Here is a 17324-nt window from a genome sequence, read left to right as displayed (position 1 = left end):
CATGGCGAGAATTCTTTTGGCAGAGGATGAAGAAATTTTACGCATGCTCGTTCTTGATACGCTAGAAGACGAAGGATATGAGATTGATGAGGCAGCAGACGGTCAGGAAGCGTATGAAAGACTGTCAGAGAACGACTACGATCTTGTCATATTGGATTATATGATGCCGCGTATGACAGGGCTTGAGGTTGTTGAGAAAACGAGGACGGTATTAAAAAAGAAAGAGATTAAGATGATGATTCTTTCAGCAAAAAATCAACAATCGGACCGGGAACGGATGAAGGAAGCGGGGGCTGATTACTTCATGTCAAAGCCGTTCAGTCCGCAGCAGCTCATTGAAACGATAGGGGAGATCTTAGGTGAGTAATTATTTTAGACGAAGCTTGGGCAGGCAAGTAATTATCATCAACTTAGTGTTTGTGTTTTTGCTTCTTGCTGGAATGGTATCGCTGAGGCTTTACCATGTAAACTTAACGAACTCCCTTGATCACGCGATTTCGGCAAAACAAGAGAAATTAAATTTTGTATCAAACATGAAAGAGAACTTAAACTCGATCATGTTTGACTCGAGAGGCTATTTTGCGTTTGGATCCGAAGCATTTATTGAGCAGATCGGAAAGAAGGAAGAACAGATCAAGGCAGATCTTGTGACGTTTGAAAAGAAATACAACTCTGATAAAGACGAAGAAATTTTAGCCGAAGTAAGGCTGTTCACGGACAGTTATTTCAATGAGTTGCTGCCAAAAGCCATCGAATTCAGAAGAAACGGACAGATCGATGAAATTGTTAAAATGTCTCAACAAGATGGCGGGACACAGAAAGTAAATAATGTGCTCTCATCCTTAGAAAATTACAAAGTTGATATTCAGGAAGATATTGACGAGACATACAGTAAGAAAGATCAAAAAACAAGTGTGAGTCAGCTTATTTATTTTTCGTTTCTAATCTTTATGGTCCTCGCCTTTTTAGGGCTAATCCGTATGATGGTGAAACGATTTGGAAGTCCGTTGCGTGAGATCGCAAATGTTTCATCCCAAATCACAAAGGGTGATCATATAGACAAAATTCCTTACACCGACCGGCTCGATGAAATCGGTGTGCTCTCTCAAGCATTTGAAAAAATGATTAGAGGCATACAAAATAATGAACAAGAACTGATCGCACAGAACGAAGAACTGGCTGCTCAGCAGGACGAACTAAACGAACAGCAAGAAAAGCTTCGAGAAGCACTATCGACAACGGAACAGAATGAAAAGATGCTTCTCCGAATGAACTCTTTTATTCACTCCATTTCCAATACACTTGATAAGCATCAGCTTTTAAAGAGCATCGTCAATAACATGGTGGAGATCACTTATTCAAGTAAAGGATTAATTTGGTTGATTGATGGCAGCGAAACAGCTACTGTAGGGCTGTCAGATAGTGAGCGAATTCAGTTTTTAGAACACTTTCCTGAGTCTGGAATGTTAGTCAGGCTAAAGGAAAGCACCTTATCGTATCAAGTGATGAGAGATACATCACGATCAGAAAAAGGATATATTGAATCACCGTTTAAGTCAGGTGATTTATATATTCCTATTTTCTCAGGGAAACGTGAAATCTTGGCTGTTATCGTTCTTACACGTATAGGTTCATCCTATTCGTGTGATGAGGTAACAGAATACCAAGGTCTAGCCCGTCAAGTTGCTCTTTCACTAGAGAAACTGAAGCTGTATGAAGATAGTGAGAAACAGCGTGTTACCATGAAAAATGTAATGAACAGCATTCATGAGGGAATTCAACTTATTGATAACGACGGGAATATCATCTCTTCTAATCAAAAGTTTTGTGAGTTTATGAATTGCGATAACCCGGAACAATTAACGAGCATGGGCTTTGAGGAGTGGACCAACCGTTTGAAAGGGAGGGTTCATGGAGCTCATAAACTTCTATCATTTATTGAGAACGCGGTTCACGAAAAGAACGACATCGGCATCTCATACGTGTTTGAACTAGAAGGTGAAGTAAAGAGAGTCATTCAAATCTATTCAGAAAGTCTTATTCAAAATGATACGAAGCTCGGTACGGTCATTGTGTACCGTGATATCACAAAAGAATATGAAGTCGATCAAATGAAGTCAGAGTTCGTAACGACTGTCAGCCACGAACTCCGCACGCCTTTGTCGAGCGTACTTGGATTTACAGAATTGATGCTGACACGTGAGTTAAAACCAGAGCGGCAGAAGAAATACTTAACGACCATTCACCAAGAGGCTTTCAGGCTTACGTCTCTGATAAACGATTTTCTTGACGTTCAGAAAATGGAGAGCGGTAATCAAGAGTTCGATAAGAAGTATCACTCTATCTTACCGATTATTGAAGACGTAATTGATGTTCAGAAGGTGAATAGCGAAAAGCACGTGTTTGACATTGATGTCCAAACGGAAAAGCTATCGGTATTCGGTGACCGAGACAAGCTTTCTCAAGTGTTCATGAACTTGATCTCTAACGCTGTAAAATATTCACCTGAAGGCGGAAAAGTTCTGGTCACCTTACGCAATAATGAAAATCATCTGATCATAGATATAAAAGATGAGGGTCTTGGAATTCCTAAGTCTGCGATTGGTAATCTGTTTACGAAATTCTACAGAGTGGATAACTCTGACCGCAGGAAGATCGGCGGTACAGGACTTGGTCTTGCCATCGTTAAAGAGATCGTTAAAGTACACCAAGGTCATATCTCTGTTGAATCCAACTTAGGTGAAGGAAGTACGTTTACCGTAGTGTTCCCGGTCATTGATGATGTGTATGTGAATGCCTCACTAACTCAGACGAAGGGGCAGAAGGTGGATATCATTATCATTGAGGATGACAGGCACCTCGCAGGACTGATAACGGAAGAGTTAATGGAGCACGGATTTCATATCGCGCAGTTCAACAATGGTGAAGATGCAGTGAAGATGGTTGAAGAAACGAAGCCAGAAGCGATCGTTCTTGATATTTTACTAGAAGGTAAAATGGATGGCTGGCAAGTAATCCAATCGCTAAAAAGTAATCCGGTCACTAAGGACATTCCAATCTTTATTTCCTCAGCACTTGATGAAAAGCAAAGAGGACTTAATTTAGGTGCAGCAGGGTACTTGATCAAACCGTATCAGCCAAGCCAGTTGACGTCATCTATTTTGCAAGTGATGTTGAACAAAGAGAAAAACGGACATATTCTCATACCAGAAGAACCAAGTCAAACAAAAGATTAATGCGAAAGCCTGCAGATGAAGTACTGCAGGCTTTTTTATATGAACATTTTTTGTGCTCATTTTATACGTGTTATTTAGAAAGATAATAAGCTTCTCTTTCAACAAACCCTTGTTTTACATTCTTCCAATCTTCTTTTGTAATCGAATAGAGAACAGCATTTCTAATATATCCATCTGATAGAATTCGTTCGTTCCTCATCACGCCTTCTTTAGTTGCACCTAATCGCTCAATAGCTTTTTGTGAACGAATATTTCTTTCGTCCGTTTTGAATTGTACGCGTACAAAATCTAAGCTTTCAAAGCAATATGTAAGCAGCAGTTGCTTGCATGATGAGTTTACAAAAGTACGCTGAAAATCTTTTCCGTACCAAGTAGAACCTAACTCACATGACCGTTGAGCAGTATTTATCTCGTAAAGACGTGTAGTGCCAACGATTTGGTTGGTTTTCTTTAGAACAACGGTAAATGGTAAGGCATGCCCTTTTTCACGCAGTTCGATGGCATTTGTTACCCAATGGTCCATATCTTGTTGTGATTGGATAACACTAAGCATGAATTTCCAATTGTCTGTGTGATTGATTTTATAAAGTGGAACGGAGTGCTCGTACTCCATAGGAATCAACTGTATGACTTCATTTTCTAAAATAGTCGGTGTGGCGAATAAAGTATAATTCATGTTTTTACTCCTCCATACAAAGTAATTGGATATTTATGTTAATATTTAAATATAAAAATGAAGAGGTGAATCAATGGAATTTTTTATTTTGATCATATTAATGGTGTTTTTGTTTGACGCAGCGAAATTCAGGAAGCAAAATGAAACAATTATTTTGCAAAACGAGAAAATGATTTCTCTTCTTGAAGAGATAAAAAATAAGTAGAACTTACTATTCCTTATAAAGATTAAAAAACTGATAATGATCTTTTCCTGTAATCTTTAAAACGAGTTTCTGGTTTTCTGTGCGAATCCCACTCTTTCCATCAAAAGTAACGGAGAACTGGTTAGGAAAACTCTTAAAGGACAATTTGTAAGTTCCAATCTCCACTTTCTTTTTTGATTGTTCGTATGCTGTACTTAGTGTGAAGGTAAGTTCTTGCGGTAGTTTGTTATCACTTGCTATATGTGTAAGCATCAATTGGTTTTGGGATTTTTTCATAGAGAACGCCGCTTTCCAAAAATCGTTTTCTCCTGAATAAACGATTGTGTCACTTTTCTCATTTATTGGAATTTCATTCGAAGTTGGAACCGTCTCTTTGGAGAAGATTGATAAAACAGAAACAAAACCTATGAATAAGATAAATGCCAAAAAAATTTTCTTTTTCATCCTCACCAAACCTCTCATCAACTTCATAACAGTTTATTCTTTGTTTTACATAGAAATCCTTGTTGATTTTGAGAAAGGAGGGATAATGATTGATAGTCAGAATGTATGAGAACAGAGATCGCAGAGCAGCTCTTCAATACTCCTTACCAGCTGAGCAAGCCCTATATACCTCCATGCCTGAAGAGGTACTTGAAGTTTTTCAAGATGATGTCTTTAATCAGCCATTTGTTATCTGTTCCGGAGAGGGCCTCGTAGGCTGGTTTGCTCTGTATACCGATTCATCAGGAAATATCTACACAAACAATAAGCATGCCATTCTTTTAAAATCGTTCTCAATTGATGTACGTTATCAAAAAAGAGGGTTTGCTCTTGAGGCATTGCGAATGCTCCCACAAATCGTGAAGAAGCAATACGAAGATAAGAATGAAATTATTCTAACCGTCCATGGCACGAATGGTGCTGCTATATCGCTCTACAAAAAAGCCGGTTTCATACATAATGGCCAAAATTATGATGGGGAATATGGCATAGAGATGATTTTTCATATGGGTCTTTAGGCCTTTACAAACTCTTTACATAACCTTAACACCACTCCTTAGTAAATATTGTCATAATTTCTATACATAGACAAAAGGGGTGGCCAGTTTGAAAAAGGGTTTATTTCAGAATAAAAGATTACAAGTTTTTGAGAACATAAAGCTTCCTATGAAATTTAAGGTCAGGCTTAACTTACAAACTAAGCTGTTAATGATGATGCTTTCACTTGTTGTTTTAACCATTTCCATCGTTGGAATCTTCAGCTATAACAAAGCATCAGATACAACACGCACCATTATTGAAAACCGGTTAGAACGAGAAACCGAAACAACGTATGACATTGCGAAAAATCTTAAGTTCAGCTTCATACGAGATGAAGACATGTTCAATAAGCGTTTGGGTGAGAGCATCAATACACAATACGTCGGTCTTCAGCAAGACGATATGAAAGCGAATATCTTTTTAATAGATAACAGTAAAGTAACTTCATATAAGACCAGTGGAAAAGATGGAATTACTTTGTCCTCAGCTAGTAAAAAACAAATTGTTGAGCTTGAAAATGGTGTGCTGCACACAGAAATCGGGGGCAAGGAATATACTCTAGCGTTTAAACAAATTCAAGAGTTGAACGGAATCTATGTGATCGCTGTCGAAACCGAAAGTTACATGCAGCCGATCTATGAGTTAAGAAACTTTATCGCTGTTGCCGTAATCGCGAGCATCCTTTTAACAGCAGCGGTCATCATATTCTTGATCAGGAGTATTACATCGCCGCTATCTGCACTAAGCCGGGTCATGAAATCTGTACAACAAGGTGACTTTCAGCATAATGTGCACTATCAATCCAGACACATTGAGATTCAAAGATTAATTGAGAGCTTCAACCAGATGATGACGTTTATCAGAAACGTGCATGCTCAGATTCAGCATATTTCTAGTGAACTAACGGCTCAAGGAGTTGAGCTCGAACATACATACAGTGAGGCGAATGATTATAATAAACAACTTCTAAAAAGGATCGAGAACGTGAGAATTGGCGCAAAAGAAACAGCCATCAGCTCTGAGTATAGCGTACAACTTTTTACAGATATGCAAGTAAAAGTGAGTGAGCTGAACCATACGGTAATGACAGTTATGGAGGAGTTTTCTTCTATGAATCAAAATGCTGTCTCCGGTCAAGTAAAAGTGGAAAATCTAGTGGAAGAGATTCATAACAACCATGATCGTTTTACCCATTTGAATCAAATCATTGATAAGATGGGCAATTATTCGAACCATTCTCAAAACGTGATCTCGACCATAAAGGATATTTCCGAACAGACCAAACTGCTTGCATTAAACGCTCGGATTGAAGCGGCTAGAGCAGGTGATGCGGGAAGAGGTTTTGCGGTAGTTGCAGATGAAGTTGGAAAGTTAGCCGATCAATCGAGCAAAGCAGCGGCTGATATTATTGCAACTGTTAATCAAATGAATGAGACAGCTTTACAAGCAATCGAAGAATCACGCATTCTTAGTGAGACGAACCAATCTCATCTACAACAAGTTAAGAATACTACTGGGTTTATTCAATACTTGATGAAGTCTGTAGTAGAGAACAATGAGCGAATGAGTGATATGAGTGTCGCTCTAAAAGAACTAAAAGTGGCTCTGCCTGAAATAGAAACAGCTGCCGTCCAGTTCTCTAGCATTTCTCAAGAAACACTGGCGAGTTCAGAAGAGATGTCTGTTACATCTATCAAACAAAATGAGAAAATCAAACAAGCTTATCTTGTTGGGGCAACACTATCCAGTTTGTCTCACCAGTTAACGAAGGAAAGTCAGTTTAAAAGTATGGAACGGGTGAGGGAAACCGCATAAGAGAATAATTTCGGAAAGTGACGGGGGTATCCGCCACTTTTCTTTGAATTTCAGGAATTAAACGGTGTCGGGTGCTCACCATAAAGTAAAATATCTCTAATTTCCATCACATCTGAAACAATAGCAAAGGGTTTATGTTCTGTTAACGGTTTACTTCCACGTGCATTGATCCAGATTGCATCCATGCCAAAATCAATAGGTCCAGCAATGTCATGCGTCCAGGAATCTCCAATAAAAAGAGTTTGTTCTGGACGATGGCCAAATTGCTCCAATGGTGCATAATAAAGTTCTCGATCAGGCTTTCTTAATCCTAGTTCATCCCCATGGAAAATGGATTCAGGCGAAAACACCTCTGAAAGCCCCATTTGCTGTACCTTTTGACGCGGATCATAAAGTGCATTTGTTACAATAGCAAGTTCAAAGTGCGCTTTTAATTCATGAAGCATTGTAATGAGAGTTGGAGATTGTTCAATACACAATAACCCTGTTTTTACAAAGAGTGTATCTAGTTCATCAATTTGTTTATCATCTACTGTTAGTCCAAAATGTGAAAAGGCATGACGCCACCTGGCTCTTCGGAAATTTAATGGTGTGATCAAACGCTTTTTCAACAGCGCAATTAAGTGACTTGAAACTTGAAGTTTCTGTGCTAGAAAAAGAGAAGCATCTAAGTCTTTGGTGATTGGATGTATGCCAAGTGTTTGAATGAGTCCAATCTTAAACCAATCTGAATTTAAAAGTGTATCGTCTAAATCAAATAAAAGAAGCTTGTATTTTTTCACAGCTACCACCTTCCATTAATTCTTTAATATGATTGTGTATGATGAATCATGGCATGTCTATGGCTGTATGATGATTATTAAATGCTATAATGATATTAATAATTTTTCCGATTATAGAATTGAACTTATTCATACAACTACGGATTAAGGAGGTCATCATGTTTAATAGTGAAGCAGAACTAATTATCCCCGCAAAAGCTATTTTAGGAGAAGGGCCATGCTGGGACTCAGATCATGGAGTCCTATATTGGGTTAACATTCTTGATAAAAAAGTAAATGTTTACGATCCGCGCATTCATAAAAATAGAGAGATTCAGCTGGATCAGATGGTTGGAACAGTTGCGCCAAGACAGTCGGATGGATTAGTCGTAGCTCTACAAAAGGGATTTTATTTCTTAGATCTTGAGACTGAAGAACTCACCCCCATTGTTGATCCAGAAAGTCATCTGCCTGAAAATCGTTTTAACGACGGAAAGTGTGATCCGTCCGGACGCTTTTGGGCAGGAACGATGAGTTTAAGTGAAGAAAAAGAAGCGGGCTCTTTATATTGTCTAAGTACAGAGTTAGAGGTTGAAAAAAAACAGGACAACCTTACTATTTCAAATGGTTTGGCGTGGTCTCCTGATCAAACGTTTATGTATCTCATTGACACTCCAACAAAAAAGGTTACTAGATTTGATTATGACCTACAAACAGGTCACATTGAGAACCCGACTGAAGTAATCGCTTTTCCAGAAGGTGTCGGAGCTCCTGATGGCATGACGATTGATGAAGACGGTATGCTCTGGATTGCTCATTGGGGCGGCGCGCAAATATCTCGCTGGGATCCAGCTACAGGCGAACAACTTTTATCCATACCTATTCCATCTTTAAACGTTACCTCATGTACGTTTGGAGGAGAAAATCTGGATGAACTGTATGTGACAACTGCAAGAAAGAACACAAGTGCAGAAAACCTAGATCGTTTTCCAGAAGCAGGCGGGGTATTCAAAGTAAAGCCAGGCGTGAAGGGAATGCCAGCGTATAGGTTTCGTGGTTAATTCAGTTTAGAACAGCGTTTAATTAACGCTGTTCTTTTTTATGAAATTTTTTCTTTTTAACAAAAACTTGCAATTACACTGAGTCGTCTAATAATAAGAGAGGGGGGAAACGTATGGAAGAAATGATAGCAGGCGTGTTGCATACAGAAAACAGAGAAGACATTTTGGTTGAAGCCATGAATGAGCATGGACAAGATTTATTGCAGCTCGTCTACTCATACGTAAACAACAAGGCCGTTGCCGAAGACTTAACACAAGATATATTTGTTAAGTGCTACAACGCGCTAGATACATATAACGGAAAATCAAAGTTTAAAACGTGGTTGTGGCGAATCGCGATTAACCATTGTAAGGACTTTTTAAAAAGCTGGTACAACAATAAAGTTGTTATCACTGAAGAGGAGCCAGAGAATCACCGAACTCAAAAGGACTTAGTGGAACATGAGGTAATTCAAAAAGAAGATGATGGTGAACTGATAGATGCGATCATGCAGCTTCCAATCAAGTATAGAGAAGTCATTTATCTCTTTTATTATGAAGAGCTGCCGATCAAGGAAATTGCTTTGATGACAGAGGTTAATGATAATACGGTAAAAACGAGATTACGACGATCAAAAGAACTGTTAAAAATACGTTTGGAGGGTTAAGTATGGAGAACCGTTTGAAAGGTTTAAAAAAGATCATGAACGAGAAGACGTTTTCTCAAGTGAAATTTACTGAAAAACATCGCCAAACAATACAAAACAAAATACATAACCAAGGAAATAAGGAAGATATCATCTTAAGCATCTTACAACTTTTAAGCCAAGAAAAAACGGGCTATCAGCTAACAAACTTATTAAGCGGACGTGGAATCAGACACTTTGACGATAACGAAGGAGCTCTCTATATCTTGCTGCACAGTTTAGAGAATAAAGGAGTCCTACAATCAAGCTGGATAGCAAAAGAGGAAGCAAAATATTATCAACTGACGAACAAAGGGAAAAAGCTTTTGAAGCAATCCGAGAAAAAGGAAAGCCGTTCGCATGTCATACTTCGGCAATTGGTAGGGGGAGTGGAATGGAAAATCGCAGAAAGTCATTCTTAAAAGAGGTTACGAACCAGATTCGTTCAAAGGAAGCAAAGAAGCATGTTTCTGATGAGCTGAACCATCATGTAAAAGAAGCGAAGAAAGTTTGGCTAAACAAAGGTCTTTCAGAAAAAGAAGCAGAGCAAAAAGCGATCGAGCAGATGGGAAGCCCTGTTACACTAGGTCTCCAGTTAAATAAGATTCATCGTCCGCGAGTTGATTGGCTGTTGCTTGCCTTGATTGGTGCGATTCTTTTGCTGGGATTTTTGCCTCTAGTCATCCCTGGCTATTGGAATAATGCACATTTCCTAACCCGCAAGGTAATATTCATATTGCTTGGTATTTCTTTTACAATGGGGATCATGTTTGTTGATTATCGAAAATATTTAAATAGGGGATGGATCTTTTATGGATTAGGAGCATTTCTGCTACTAAGTTTACGCTTTTTCTCCAACAAGATGATCAACGGTAATCCTATGTTAAGTATCGGTCCGGTAACGTTAGAAAGTTTATTTGCATTACCTTTCTTTATGGTGGCTTGGGCTTGTTTTTTTAACCGAAATTCCTTTAAAGTCTGGCATTTCGTAATTTTATTCTTACTTTCATTGTTATTGTTCATACAAATACCCAGTATATCTACCACTTATTTATATTTTGCTATGGTGCTGTCTATGCTGTGGTGGAGTAAGTTTTCAACTTCTCAGAAAGCCGTTGTGTCAAGCGTTACAATCGTTGCACTCATCTTAACCGGTATCCTCACATGGCAATATCAATCGTATTATATAAAAGAGAGAATACTAGGATTTCTGCAGCCTGAAAAAGTAGCTGATGGAGCCGGTTATCAGGTACTTCAAATACAGGAGTTTATGTCTAGTGCAGGATGGATTGGTGGGAATAAAAGCATTCGGGAGTTTATCCCTGGAGCACATACAGACCTTGTGTTTGTAAGTATAACTCATCATTTTGGCTGGATGATATCAATAATCATTGCTCTTATTCTTTCACTAATCCTTGCAAGAATGATCATGGTTACACAGCAAGTAAAAGGTCACTTCGGAAAATTGCTTATAATTGGCGGAGTAGCATTATTATTGTTCCAAATGGTCAGTAACATCGGAATGGCATTAGGTTTTTTTCCTCTTACAAGCATGTCGTTGCCATTTATCAGTTATGGATTGATGCCAATCTTACTCAACTCCATTTTGATGGGTGTTGTGCTTAGCGTGTATCGCAGAAAAAATATTACTTCGACAATAGAATAAATTTTCCGAAAATTATATTTACTTTTATATCCATCTGTTTTACAATGATGGAGGTAAGGAAAAAATTACAAGTGAAGGAGGCGTTGGACATGATTAAATTTTTTGAAACTGCGAATACAATTTCATATTGTCCAATACACAACCTTCTTTATGGGATCTCAATCTAACTATTTGATATGTGAACCAGAGCCTCAGGATGTGTATGCATTCTGGGGCCTTTTTGTGCTATTTAGCATATTTATGAAAAGTCACCCAGGAATTTCGGGTGGCTTTTTTACATTTAAAAGGGGTGTTAAACATGATTCAATTTAGAAAATCACGCAAAAAAAGGTGGAGTAACTAGCGGGAAGAATTCTTAAAAATCGACTGGAGGCAAGAGAAATGGAAGTATTAAATACAAAAACGACCGATCAAATTACGATTGTAGAATACGATTCGAGCTATGCTGCTCGAGTGGCTGAAATGTGGAATAAGAGCCAAGACGGATGGGGCGGCGGCAACACAATCATGACAGCTGAGCAAGTTCTGAAACAGGAAGCTAACTCAACGAACCTCCATTTATATTTAGCCCTCGATGGCGACAAAGTAGTAGGCTATTGCAGTCTGGGTGAATACCGGGAAGATGAAGGAGCACTCTACATTCCATTATTGAACGTTAGAGGCGACTATCATGGTAAGAAGATAGGCAAGAAGCTCGTACTAAAGGCACTTCAAAAGGCGATTGAAATGAAGTGGCCGCGTTTGGATCTTTATACATGGCCAGGAAATACGAAGGCAGTTCCACTTTATAAAAAATGCGGATTCTTCTGGGAAGACCGAGATGATACGACTCATTTGATGAATTTTATGCCATCTGTTTTACAGACTGAAGTTGTTCAAGATTATTTTGCTGATGAACGCTGGTATGAAAACAGCACTAGAAAGATTGAGACTGTTCCAGATGGCAACAAAGAAAACGAATTTCATTTTTATGAGTATTCGTGGAAACATGATACCCTTGGAAATTTAAAAATGGAGTTTGAGCGCTTCGGTAGAGGTCTTCGTTCCATCGAAACTGACGATTATAAAATCACAGCTACGGTAGAGAACTTCAATTTGGTGTTTGGATCAGATTATACGGTTCAATACCACATCAAAAATAAATCGGGTAAGCCATTAACAGTTGAAATTGAAGGCATGAATGACAAAAATATTCAATTTGAATCTTCAACAAAAGTAAGCGTTCAACAAGAAGAAAGTATTGAAATTCCTTTTAAAGTGAACCCGATTACAGAAGAACAAAGTGTGTGGAGAACGCATCCAGCGGTCACTTCCTTACTCACAATCAACGGTAAAAAAGCGCAATTTAAAGTAGGAATTCGACCTAAGTATCCTGTTAAATTGGATTCTTCGTTACCTGATAACCTTAGTTTTATCGGGAAATCTTCTACGCTATATTTGAATTTAGAAAACAACTTTAATGAAGAAGTGTCGTTTAGCTTTGAACTGCCACCATCAGAGTTGGTTCACATCGAGAATCGCGGTATAAGTGTTACGTTAGCACCAAAAGCAAAACAGTCTGTACCTGTACCATTCACCTTATTGAAACACGGATTTTATGAGGCAGATCTACCGATAATAGCAACAAAAAGGGATGGTAGTGCTGTTCATTTTACGAAAAAGATAGGCATTGCACTAAAAGGGATCGGAGCAAAACTAACAGGTGAGTGTGACGCTTATTATCACGTGTACAATGGGCAATATCAATTAATACTTGATAAGTTCAACAATTGGATTATGCCAGGTAAAGGCGATGTAGATTATAAGATGGCGTTTATGGTGCCAAAGCTCGGTAAGCCTTTTTCAGAAGAAATCTCTCGTATTCGTCCGGAGAAGATCGAACCGCTGATGCATGAAGGATATGCAGGATTTAGAGCAACCTTTCAGTCACAGGCGTTTCCAGGTCTGCAGCTAGCAACTATCGTTAAGCTATATAGCGAAGGTCTAGTTGAACAGCATTATGAGATTACAAATACGGGTGAAGCGGAATCTACCGATGAAGTTTGGTTAAATTCTCCGATCATGTGCCGTATGCTTGATCGAGCTGTTCTGCCGTATGAAGGAAAATATATCGAGCTTAACGACTCAATGGGTTCCTTCTTAACCTATTGGAACAACAATAAGTTAACTGAGAACTGGATCTTCTTACGAGGGCAGAAAAACCCAAGAGGAATTTCATGGCCAATTGAAGAAAAGGTACAATTCTCAAACTGGTTTATGTACTTTGAACATAATTTTGGAAAGCTTGCTCCTCATCAAAAGGTAGCAACAAAACCAGTAACGTTAACGATTGGCGCTTTCCAAGAATGGCAGTCTTTCAGAGAATATGCGACGCAAAAGAATGATAAGCCATCACTCAGTTTAACAAATCATATGACACTATCTGTTAATAACGGTAATCCTTTTGTAAGTGGCAATCAGATCAAGGCTGTAGCGCAAGATTACAAGTCTTCCTTTTTTAACGGATTTATTGAAATGAAACTGAATGACGAGATTCTTCAAAGTCACCTGTTTGCGTCCGACGAAGAAATGAGAAGTGCTGAATTTGATATACAAGTGCCAAACGATAAAGGCGTTCATGTTTTAACGTCAAAAATGAATCTAGATTCTATTGACATTACGAGGCAATCAGCGGCTTTCGTCATGAAGGATCTGCCGGTTCAGTTTGAGAAGACGGTGAAAAATGACCTCGAAGTGCTAAGTGTGAATAATGGCGAAATTGCCATTTCTGCTTCTGCACAGTTCGCGCCAACATTATTCTCTCTTCAGTACAAAAATCACGAGTGGATGGATTCACCTTTTCCAAAGCCTGCACCAAAATCTTGGTGGAATCCGTGGTTTGGCGGAATCGCCGGTCTTGTGGAAGGCACAAGTCTTAATTCTCTACTAAAAGAGAAGACTACGGTTGAATTTGTAGAAAAAGAGGACGATAAAGGCAACGTATGGAAGGGTATAAAAGTATCCACTTTATATGAAAAGCATGAGACGTTCAAAGGGCTCGAAATTCATAAGTATTTCTTATTGCTGCCAGGAGTTCCGGTTTTGTGTCATACGACGGAAATTGTTCAAAATATGGGAAGCTACCTGCAAGGAAAGAACTTTTACACTGGCTGTTTCTTAAATCCTGGACTGGAGCTTACGAAGAGCTGGGGAAGTTTTCAAAGTAAAAATGGTGAGTGGGCGATGGTTTATGGCGGGAAAGGCGAGCAGGAGATGTCAATTGACCGCAGTGTTGTTTTTGGTTCAGATGATCATGAGAACCTGATGCAGATTGTGGCAAATCAAAACGCGACGTTTCTAGATTCATATATCAACTTGGAAGTAATTGAGCTTGGATATGCGGAAAAGCTTAACCTTGAACACGGCGCAACTCATGTTACGTCTCCAGTGTTTTATGTTTTTAACGACAAAGTGATCCCAGATACAGCATTAGAAGATTTAAAGAAGATCAAATTCTGCTAGGAAGGAAGAGTCCATGAAAATCATTGATGCGCATATGCATTTTTCAAACATTGAAAGCTTTAAACATACAGCAACGAACCTGTCCAAACTGGACTATTCTTATGACGGAATTGTAAAAGAGTATGAGGAATCGGGAGTTGTGCTAGGCATTGCGATGGGGCTAACGGAAAAAGAGGTAGAGGGTTTCCCGGACCCTCTAGCCCCAACGCCAATGGGTATCGATCTAGGTTCGCAGATTCCTGAAAATGTCGTGTATTGTGCAGGAATCAACCCATATCATCTCGGTGAAAAAGAATTAGCGAAACTTGAGGAAACGGTACAAAAGCCAGAGGTTGTCGGCATCAAAATCTACCTCGGATATTATCCGTATTACGCGTATGATGAAGTGTATCAGCCTGTTTACAAGCTAGCTGCCAAGTATGAATTGCCAGTTGTCTTTCACACAGGAGATACGTATTCTGAGAGAGGGTTGTTGAAGTACTCACATCCGTTGACGCTAGATGAAGTAGCGGTCATGCACCGTGATGTGAATTTTATGATGGCTCATTTCGGTGATCCGTGGACTTTGGACGGAGCAGAAGTTGTTTACAAGAATCGCAACATGTATGCCGATCTTTCAGGTCTTGTCGTTGGAACACGGGAAGATATTGCGAGATACAAAGATTCACCTCGCTTCTTCAACCATTTGCGACACGCGTTAACGTTTACGGATAACTATAAAAAGTTTTTGTTTGGAACGGATTGGCCGCTTGTGCCTGTTCAGCCTTACATTGATTTTGTAAAAGAAATCATACCTGAGGAACATCATGAGGATGTATTTTACAATACGGCTGTTAAGATTTTTCCAAAGATCAGACCTTTTCTAAAATAATAGAGTAATAGTGAGAGGTATGCGGGAACCATCACATAATTTCTTGAAAGGTGTGATTGAGTGGCGAAGTTAATCTATCATATTGCAGTTACAGTGGATCACTTTATTGCGGATATCGATGGAAAAGCGGATGATTCGATCTTTTTGTATAGTGGCGATCATGTAACGGACTTTTTGGAAGACGTTAAGGCGTACGATGCTGTTCTTATGGGCGGGAAGACGTATGAATACGGATTTCAATTTGGTCTGAAACCAGGGGAGCCAAGTGCTTTTAAAGACTTAAAGCATTACATCTTTTCTAGCTCTATGCAGTTTAAATCCAATGAAAAGGTGGAGCTAGTGAAAGGTGATGCTGTTGATTTTGTTAAGAACCTTATAGAAAAGGAATTGGGTAAACTGTGGCTTTGCGGTGGTGGCATGCTGGCAGGTTCGTTGTTGAATGAAAGATTGATAGATCAGGTAGTTTTGAAAGTGAATCCAGTGATGATTGGTGAAGGGTTGCCATTGTTTGGTGAAGTGAAACCACATATTAAGCTGGAACTTACAGACTTGAAACACTTTGACAACGGAGTTATTAAACCAACGTATAATGTGAATTATTCTTAAAACAAGGTGAGCTATCAGTGCTCACCTTGTACATTGTAGACTAGAGAAAGCAATGGAGTGAGAAATATCAATGAATGATTTTTATTGTGAAGAAGTGTTGAGTGGAAAGACTACGGTAGAAAAAGTGTTAGAAACGAAAAATGTCTTGGCTTATTATCATACCAGTCCCTTTTACCCGATACATATTGTAACGATACCAAAGAAACACATTACATCTCTTCTTGATCTTAAAGAAGAGGATAACGAACTGATACTCGAAATGATAAAAGTGATTAAAGAAGTAACAGCTATAGTGACGAAAGAACATGGAGCTTGTAAAGTAATTACCAACATAGGAAATTACCAAGACTCTAAACATCTTCATTGGCATATTGTGTCGGGAAAGCCAAAGGTATAGACTTGTAAACATTTTATCCATCATGAAACTTAAAAATGATGGCGATCGACTAATTCATAAAGGGGGATTGGTTGAAAATGAAAAAGTCTATAGCGGTTATTTTATTAGGAATGTTTTTATCCATGATGTTAATAAACACTCAAGCTCATGCAACAAGCTGGGCGGAAGTTGAACCTGAGGAAGTTCATAAAAGAGCTGATGTGATTGTAATGGGACAGTATGATTTTACGAGTAAACCACAAGGGAGAAATATGGTTTTTACGAGTTATGAATTCAATGTCCAAAAGGTGTTTAAAGGAGATGTGACCCAAAAAATAAGGGCAGGCATTGATGGATATGACGTAGGTTGGGCGGATGAGTTTCAAAAAGATGGCGGAGAGTTTTTGCTCTTTCTTGATAAAAATAAGGAATTTAGCTTCTTAACACCGGTCGGGGGACCTAATGGAATGATCCAGATTTCCGATGGTAAAGTGCAACATCATAACGTTACAAGCAGAGCGTATTATGAGGAGTTTCTCAAAAAACAATCAGAAAAGCCTGTTGTGAAAACGAGTAATGAAGCAGTTCAAAATGACGATAACGATTATACGTATTTGTATGTTGGCTTATTAGTTTTCTCTGTCTGTATAGGAATCTTTCTTATTTTGAGATTCAGAAAAACAAATAAAAAATTGTTTTGACAACTACCATAAAACTGCTTATACTAATAAAAATTTAACAATTTATGGCTATGAAGAGAAAAGTAATTAAGACATATTATTTTCAGAGAGCTCTTGGTTGGTGAGAAAGAGCAATAAGCATCTTAATGAAAAAAAGACTCCGAGCTTTGTACGGATGCAAA

Annotated in this window: 16 protein-coding genes and 1 other annotated feature (1 of these 17 running past the window's edge); of the genes, 13 read left to right on the top strand and 3 right to left on the bottom strand. The window is 38.6% G+C overall.

Features of this window, described 5'->3' with window-relative positions:
- Position 1 precedes the first annotated feature (1 nt).
- Both QUF49_RS15485 and QUF49_RS15480 read left to right on the top strand, forming a co-directional pair.
- Positions 2-367, top strand: coding sequence for a response regulator (locus QUF49_RS15485; RefSeq protein ID WP_289496549.1), 366 nt, complete (start codon positions 2-4; stop codon positions 365-367).
- Positions 360-3236: an ATP-binding protein gene (locus tag QUF49_RS15480; RefSeq protein WP_289496548.1), complete on the top strand. Its 2877-nt coding sequence runs from the start codon at positions 360-362 to the stop codon at positions 3234-3236. The genes QUF49_RS15485 and QUF49_RS15480 overlap by 8 nt, the downstream gene beginning before the upstream one ends.
- Before the next feature lie 70 nt (positions 3237-3306).
- Here the strand turns inward: QUF49_RS15480 and QUF49_RS15475 are convergent, their stop codons facing one another.
- On the bottom strand, positions 3307-3912 hold the full coding sequence (locus QUF49_RS15475) for a GNAT family N-acetyltransferase (protein ID WP_289496547.1): 606 nt from the start codon (positions 3910-3912) through the stop codon (positions 3307-3309).
- Positions 3913-4123: 211 nt separating this feature from the next.
- The gene (locus QUF49_RS15470; RefSeq protein WP_289496546.1) at positions 4124-4561 is read right to left on the bottom strand and encodes a hypothetical protein; all 438 of its coding nucleotides are present in this window, start codon (positions 4559-4561) and stop codon (positions 4124-4126) included.
- An 89-nt stretch (positions 4562-4650) separates the two neighbouring features.
- On the opposite strand from QUF49_RS15470, the gene QUF49_RS15465 reads away from it, so the two are divergent.
- A complete protein-coding gene (locus QUF49_RS15465) occupies positions 4651-5118 on the top strand; it encodes a GNAT family N-acetyltransferase (protein ID WP_289496545.1) in 468 nt (155 codons plus the stop codon).
- 88 nt (positions 5119-5206) lie between these two features.
- A complete protein-coding gene (locus QUF49_RS15460) occupies positions 5207-6955 on the top strand; it encodes a methyl-accepting chemotaxis protein (protein ID WP_289496543.1) in 1749 nt (582 codons plus the stop codon).
- Between the two features lie 50 nt (positions 6956-7005).
- On the opposite strand, the gene QUF49_RS15455 is transcribed toward QUF49_RS15460, so the two are convergent.
- Entirely contained in the window at positions 7006-7737 is a 732-nt protein-coding gene (locus QUF49_RS15455; protein WP_289496542.1) for an HAD family hydrolase, read from the bottom strand.
- A gap of 158 nt (positions 7738-7895) precedes the next feature.
- Between QUF49_RS15455 and QUF49_RS15450 the strand changes: the two genes are divergently transcribed.
- From QUF49_RS15450 to QUF49_RS15410, 9 genes are all read left to right on the top strand, one after another.
- Positions 7896-8777, top strand: a complete 882-nt coding sequence (locus tag QUF49_RS15450; RefSeq protein WP_289496541.1) for an SMP-30/gluconolactonase/LRE family protein — start codon at positions 7896-7898, stop codon at positions 8775-8777.
- A 113-nt stretch (positions 8778-8890) separates the two neighbouring features.
- On the top strand, positions 8891-9424 hold the full coding sequence (locus tag QUF49_RS15445; protein ID WP_289496540.1) for a sigma-70 family RNA polymerase sigma factor: 534 nt from the start codon (positions 8891-8893) through the stop codon (positions 9422-9424).
- A 2-nt stretch (positions 9425-9426) separates the two neighbouring features.
- Positions 9427-9864: a PadR family transcriptional regulator gene (locus QUF49_RS15440; RefSeq protein ID WP_289496539.1), complete on the top strand. Its 438-nt coding sequence runs from the start codon at positions 9427-9429 to the stop codon at positions 9862-9864.
- Positions 9837-11108 carry an FtsW/RodA/SpoVE family cell cycle protein gene (locus tag QUF49_RS15435; RefSeq protein ID WP_289496538.1) on the top strand — a complete coding sequence of 424 codons (1272 nt, stop codon included), beginning with the start codon at positions 9837-9839 and terminating at the stop codon, positions 11106-11108. Before QUF49_RS15440 ends, QUF49_RS15435 begins: the two co-directional genes overlap by 28 nt.
- A 381-nt stretch (positions 11109-11489) precedes the next feature.
- Entirely contained in the window at positions 11490-14609 is a 3120-nt protein-coding gene (locus tag QUF49_RS15430; protein ID WP_289496537.1) for a GNAT family N-acetyltransferase, read from the top strand.
- Between the two features lie 13 nt (positions 14610-14622).
- Positions 14623-15480 (top strand): amidohydrolase family protein, encoded by an 858-nt coding sequence (locus QUF49_RS15425; RefSeq protein ID WP_289496536.1) that lies wholly within the window; start codon positions 14623-14625, stop codon positions 15478-15480.
- A gap of 60 nt (positions 15481-15540) precedes the next feature.
- Complete coding sequence (locus QUF49_RS15420; protein WP_289496535.1) at positions 15541-16086, top strand: dihydrofolate reductase family protein; 546 nt, start codon at positions 15541-15543, stop codon at positions 16084-16086.
- 70 nt (positions 16087-16156) lie between these two features.
- Positions 16157-16483 (top strand): HIT domain-containing protein, encoded by a 327-nt coding sequence (locus tag QUF49_RS15415; RefSeq protein ID WP_289496534.1) that lies wholly within the window; start codon positions 16157-16159, stop codon positions 16481-16483.
- 71 nt (positions 16484-16554) lie between these two features.
- Positions 16555-17163, top strand: a complete 609-nt coding sequence (locus QUF49_RS15410) for a hypothetical protein (protein ID WP_289496533.1) — start codon at positions 16555-16557, stop codon at positions 17161-17163.
- A gap of 41 nt (positions 17164-17204) precedes the next feature.
- Positions 17205-17324: a binding site (T-box leader), on the top strand (it continues 156 nt past the right edge of the window).

The organism is Fictibacillus sp. b24, from assembly GCF_030348825.1.
GTDB lineage: Bacteria > Bacillota > Bacilli > Bacillales > Fictibacillaceae > Fictibacillus.
This window is presented reverse-complemented; position numbering and strand designations above follow the sequence as displayed.

Excerpts from the sequence above, each read along its gene's own strand:
- QUF49_RS15440 (WP_289496539.1), top strand. The coding sequence starts at position 9,427 with ATGGAGAACCGTTTGAAAGGTTTAAAAAAGATCATGAACGAGAAGACG.
- QUF49_RS15435 (WP_289496538.1), top strand. The coding sequence starts at position 9,837 with ATGGAAAATCGCAGAAAGTCATTCTTAAAAGAGGTTACGAACCAGATT.
- QUF49_RS15445 (WP_289496540.1), top strand. The coding sequence starts at position 8,891 with ATGGAAGAAATGATAGCAGGCGTGTTGCATACAGAAAACAGAGAAGAC.
- QUF49_RS15485 (WP_289496549.1), top strand. The coding sequence starts at position 2 with ATGGCGAGAATTCTTTTGGCAGAGGATGAAGAAATTTTACGCATGCTC.
- QUF49_RS15450 (WP_289496541.1), top strand. The coding sequence starts at position 7,896 with ATGTTTAATAGTGAAGCAGAACTAATTATCCCCGCAAAAGCTATTTTA.
- QUF49_RS15475 (WP_289496547.1), bottom strand. The coding sequence starts at position 3,912 with ATGAATTATACTTTATTCGCCACACCGACTATTTTAGAAAATGAAGTC.
- QUF49_RS15470 (WP_289496546.1), bottom strand. The coding sequence starts at position 4,561 with ATGAAAAAGAAAATTTTTTTGGCATTTATCTTATTCATAGGTTTTGTT.
- QUF49_RS15430 (WP_289496537.1), top strand. The coding sequence starts at position 11,490 with ATGGAAGTATTAAATACAAAAACGACCGATCAAATTACGATTGTAGAA.
- QUF49_RS15415 (WP_289496534.1), top strand. The coding sequence starts at position 16,157 with ATGAATGATTTTTATTGTGAAGAAGTGTTGAGTGGAAAGACTACGGTA.
- QUF49_RS15425 (WP_289496536.1), top strand. The coding sequence starts at position 14,623 with ATGAAAATCATTGATGCGCATATGCATTTTTCAAACATTGAAAGCTTT.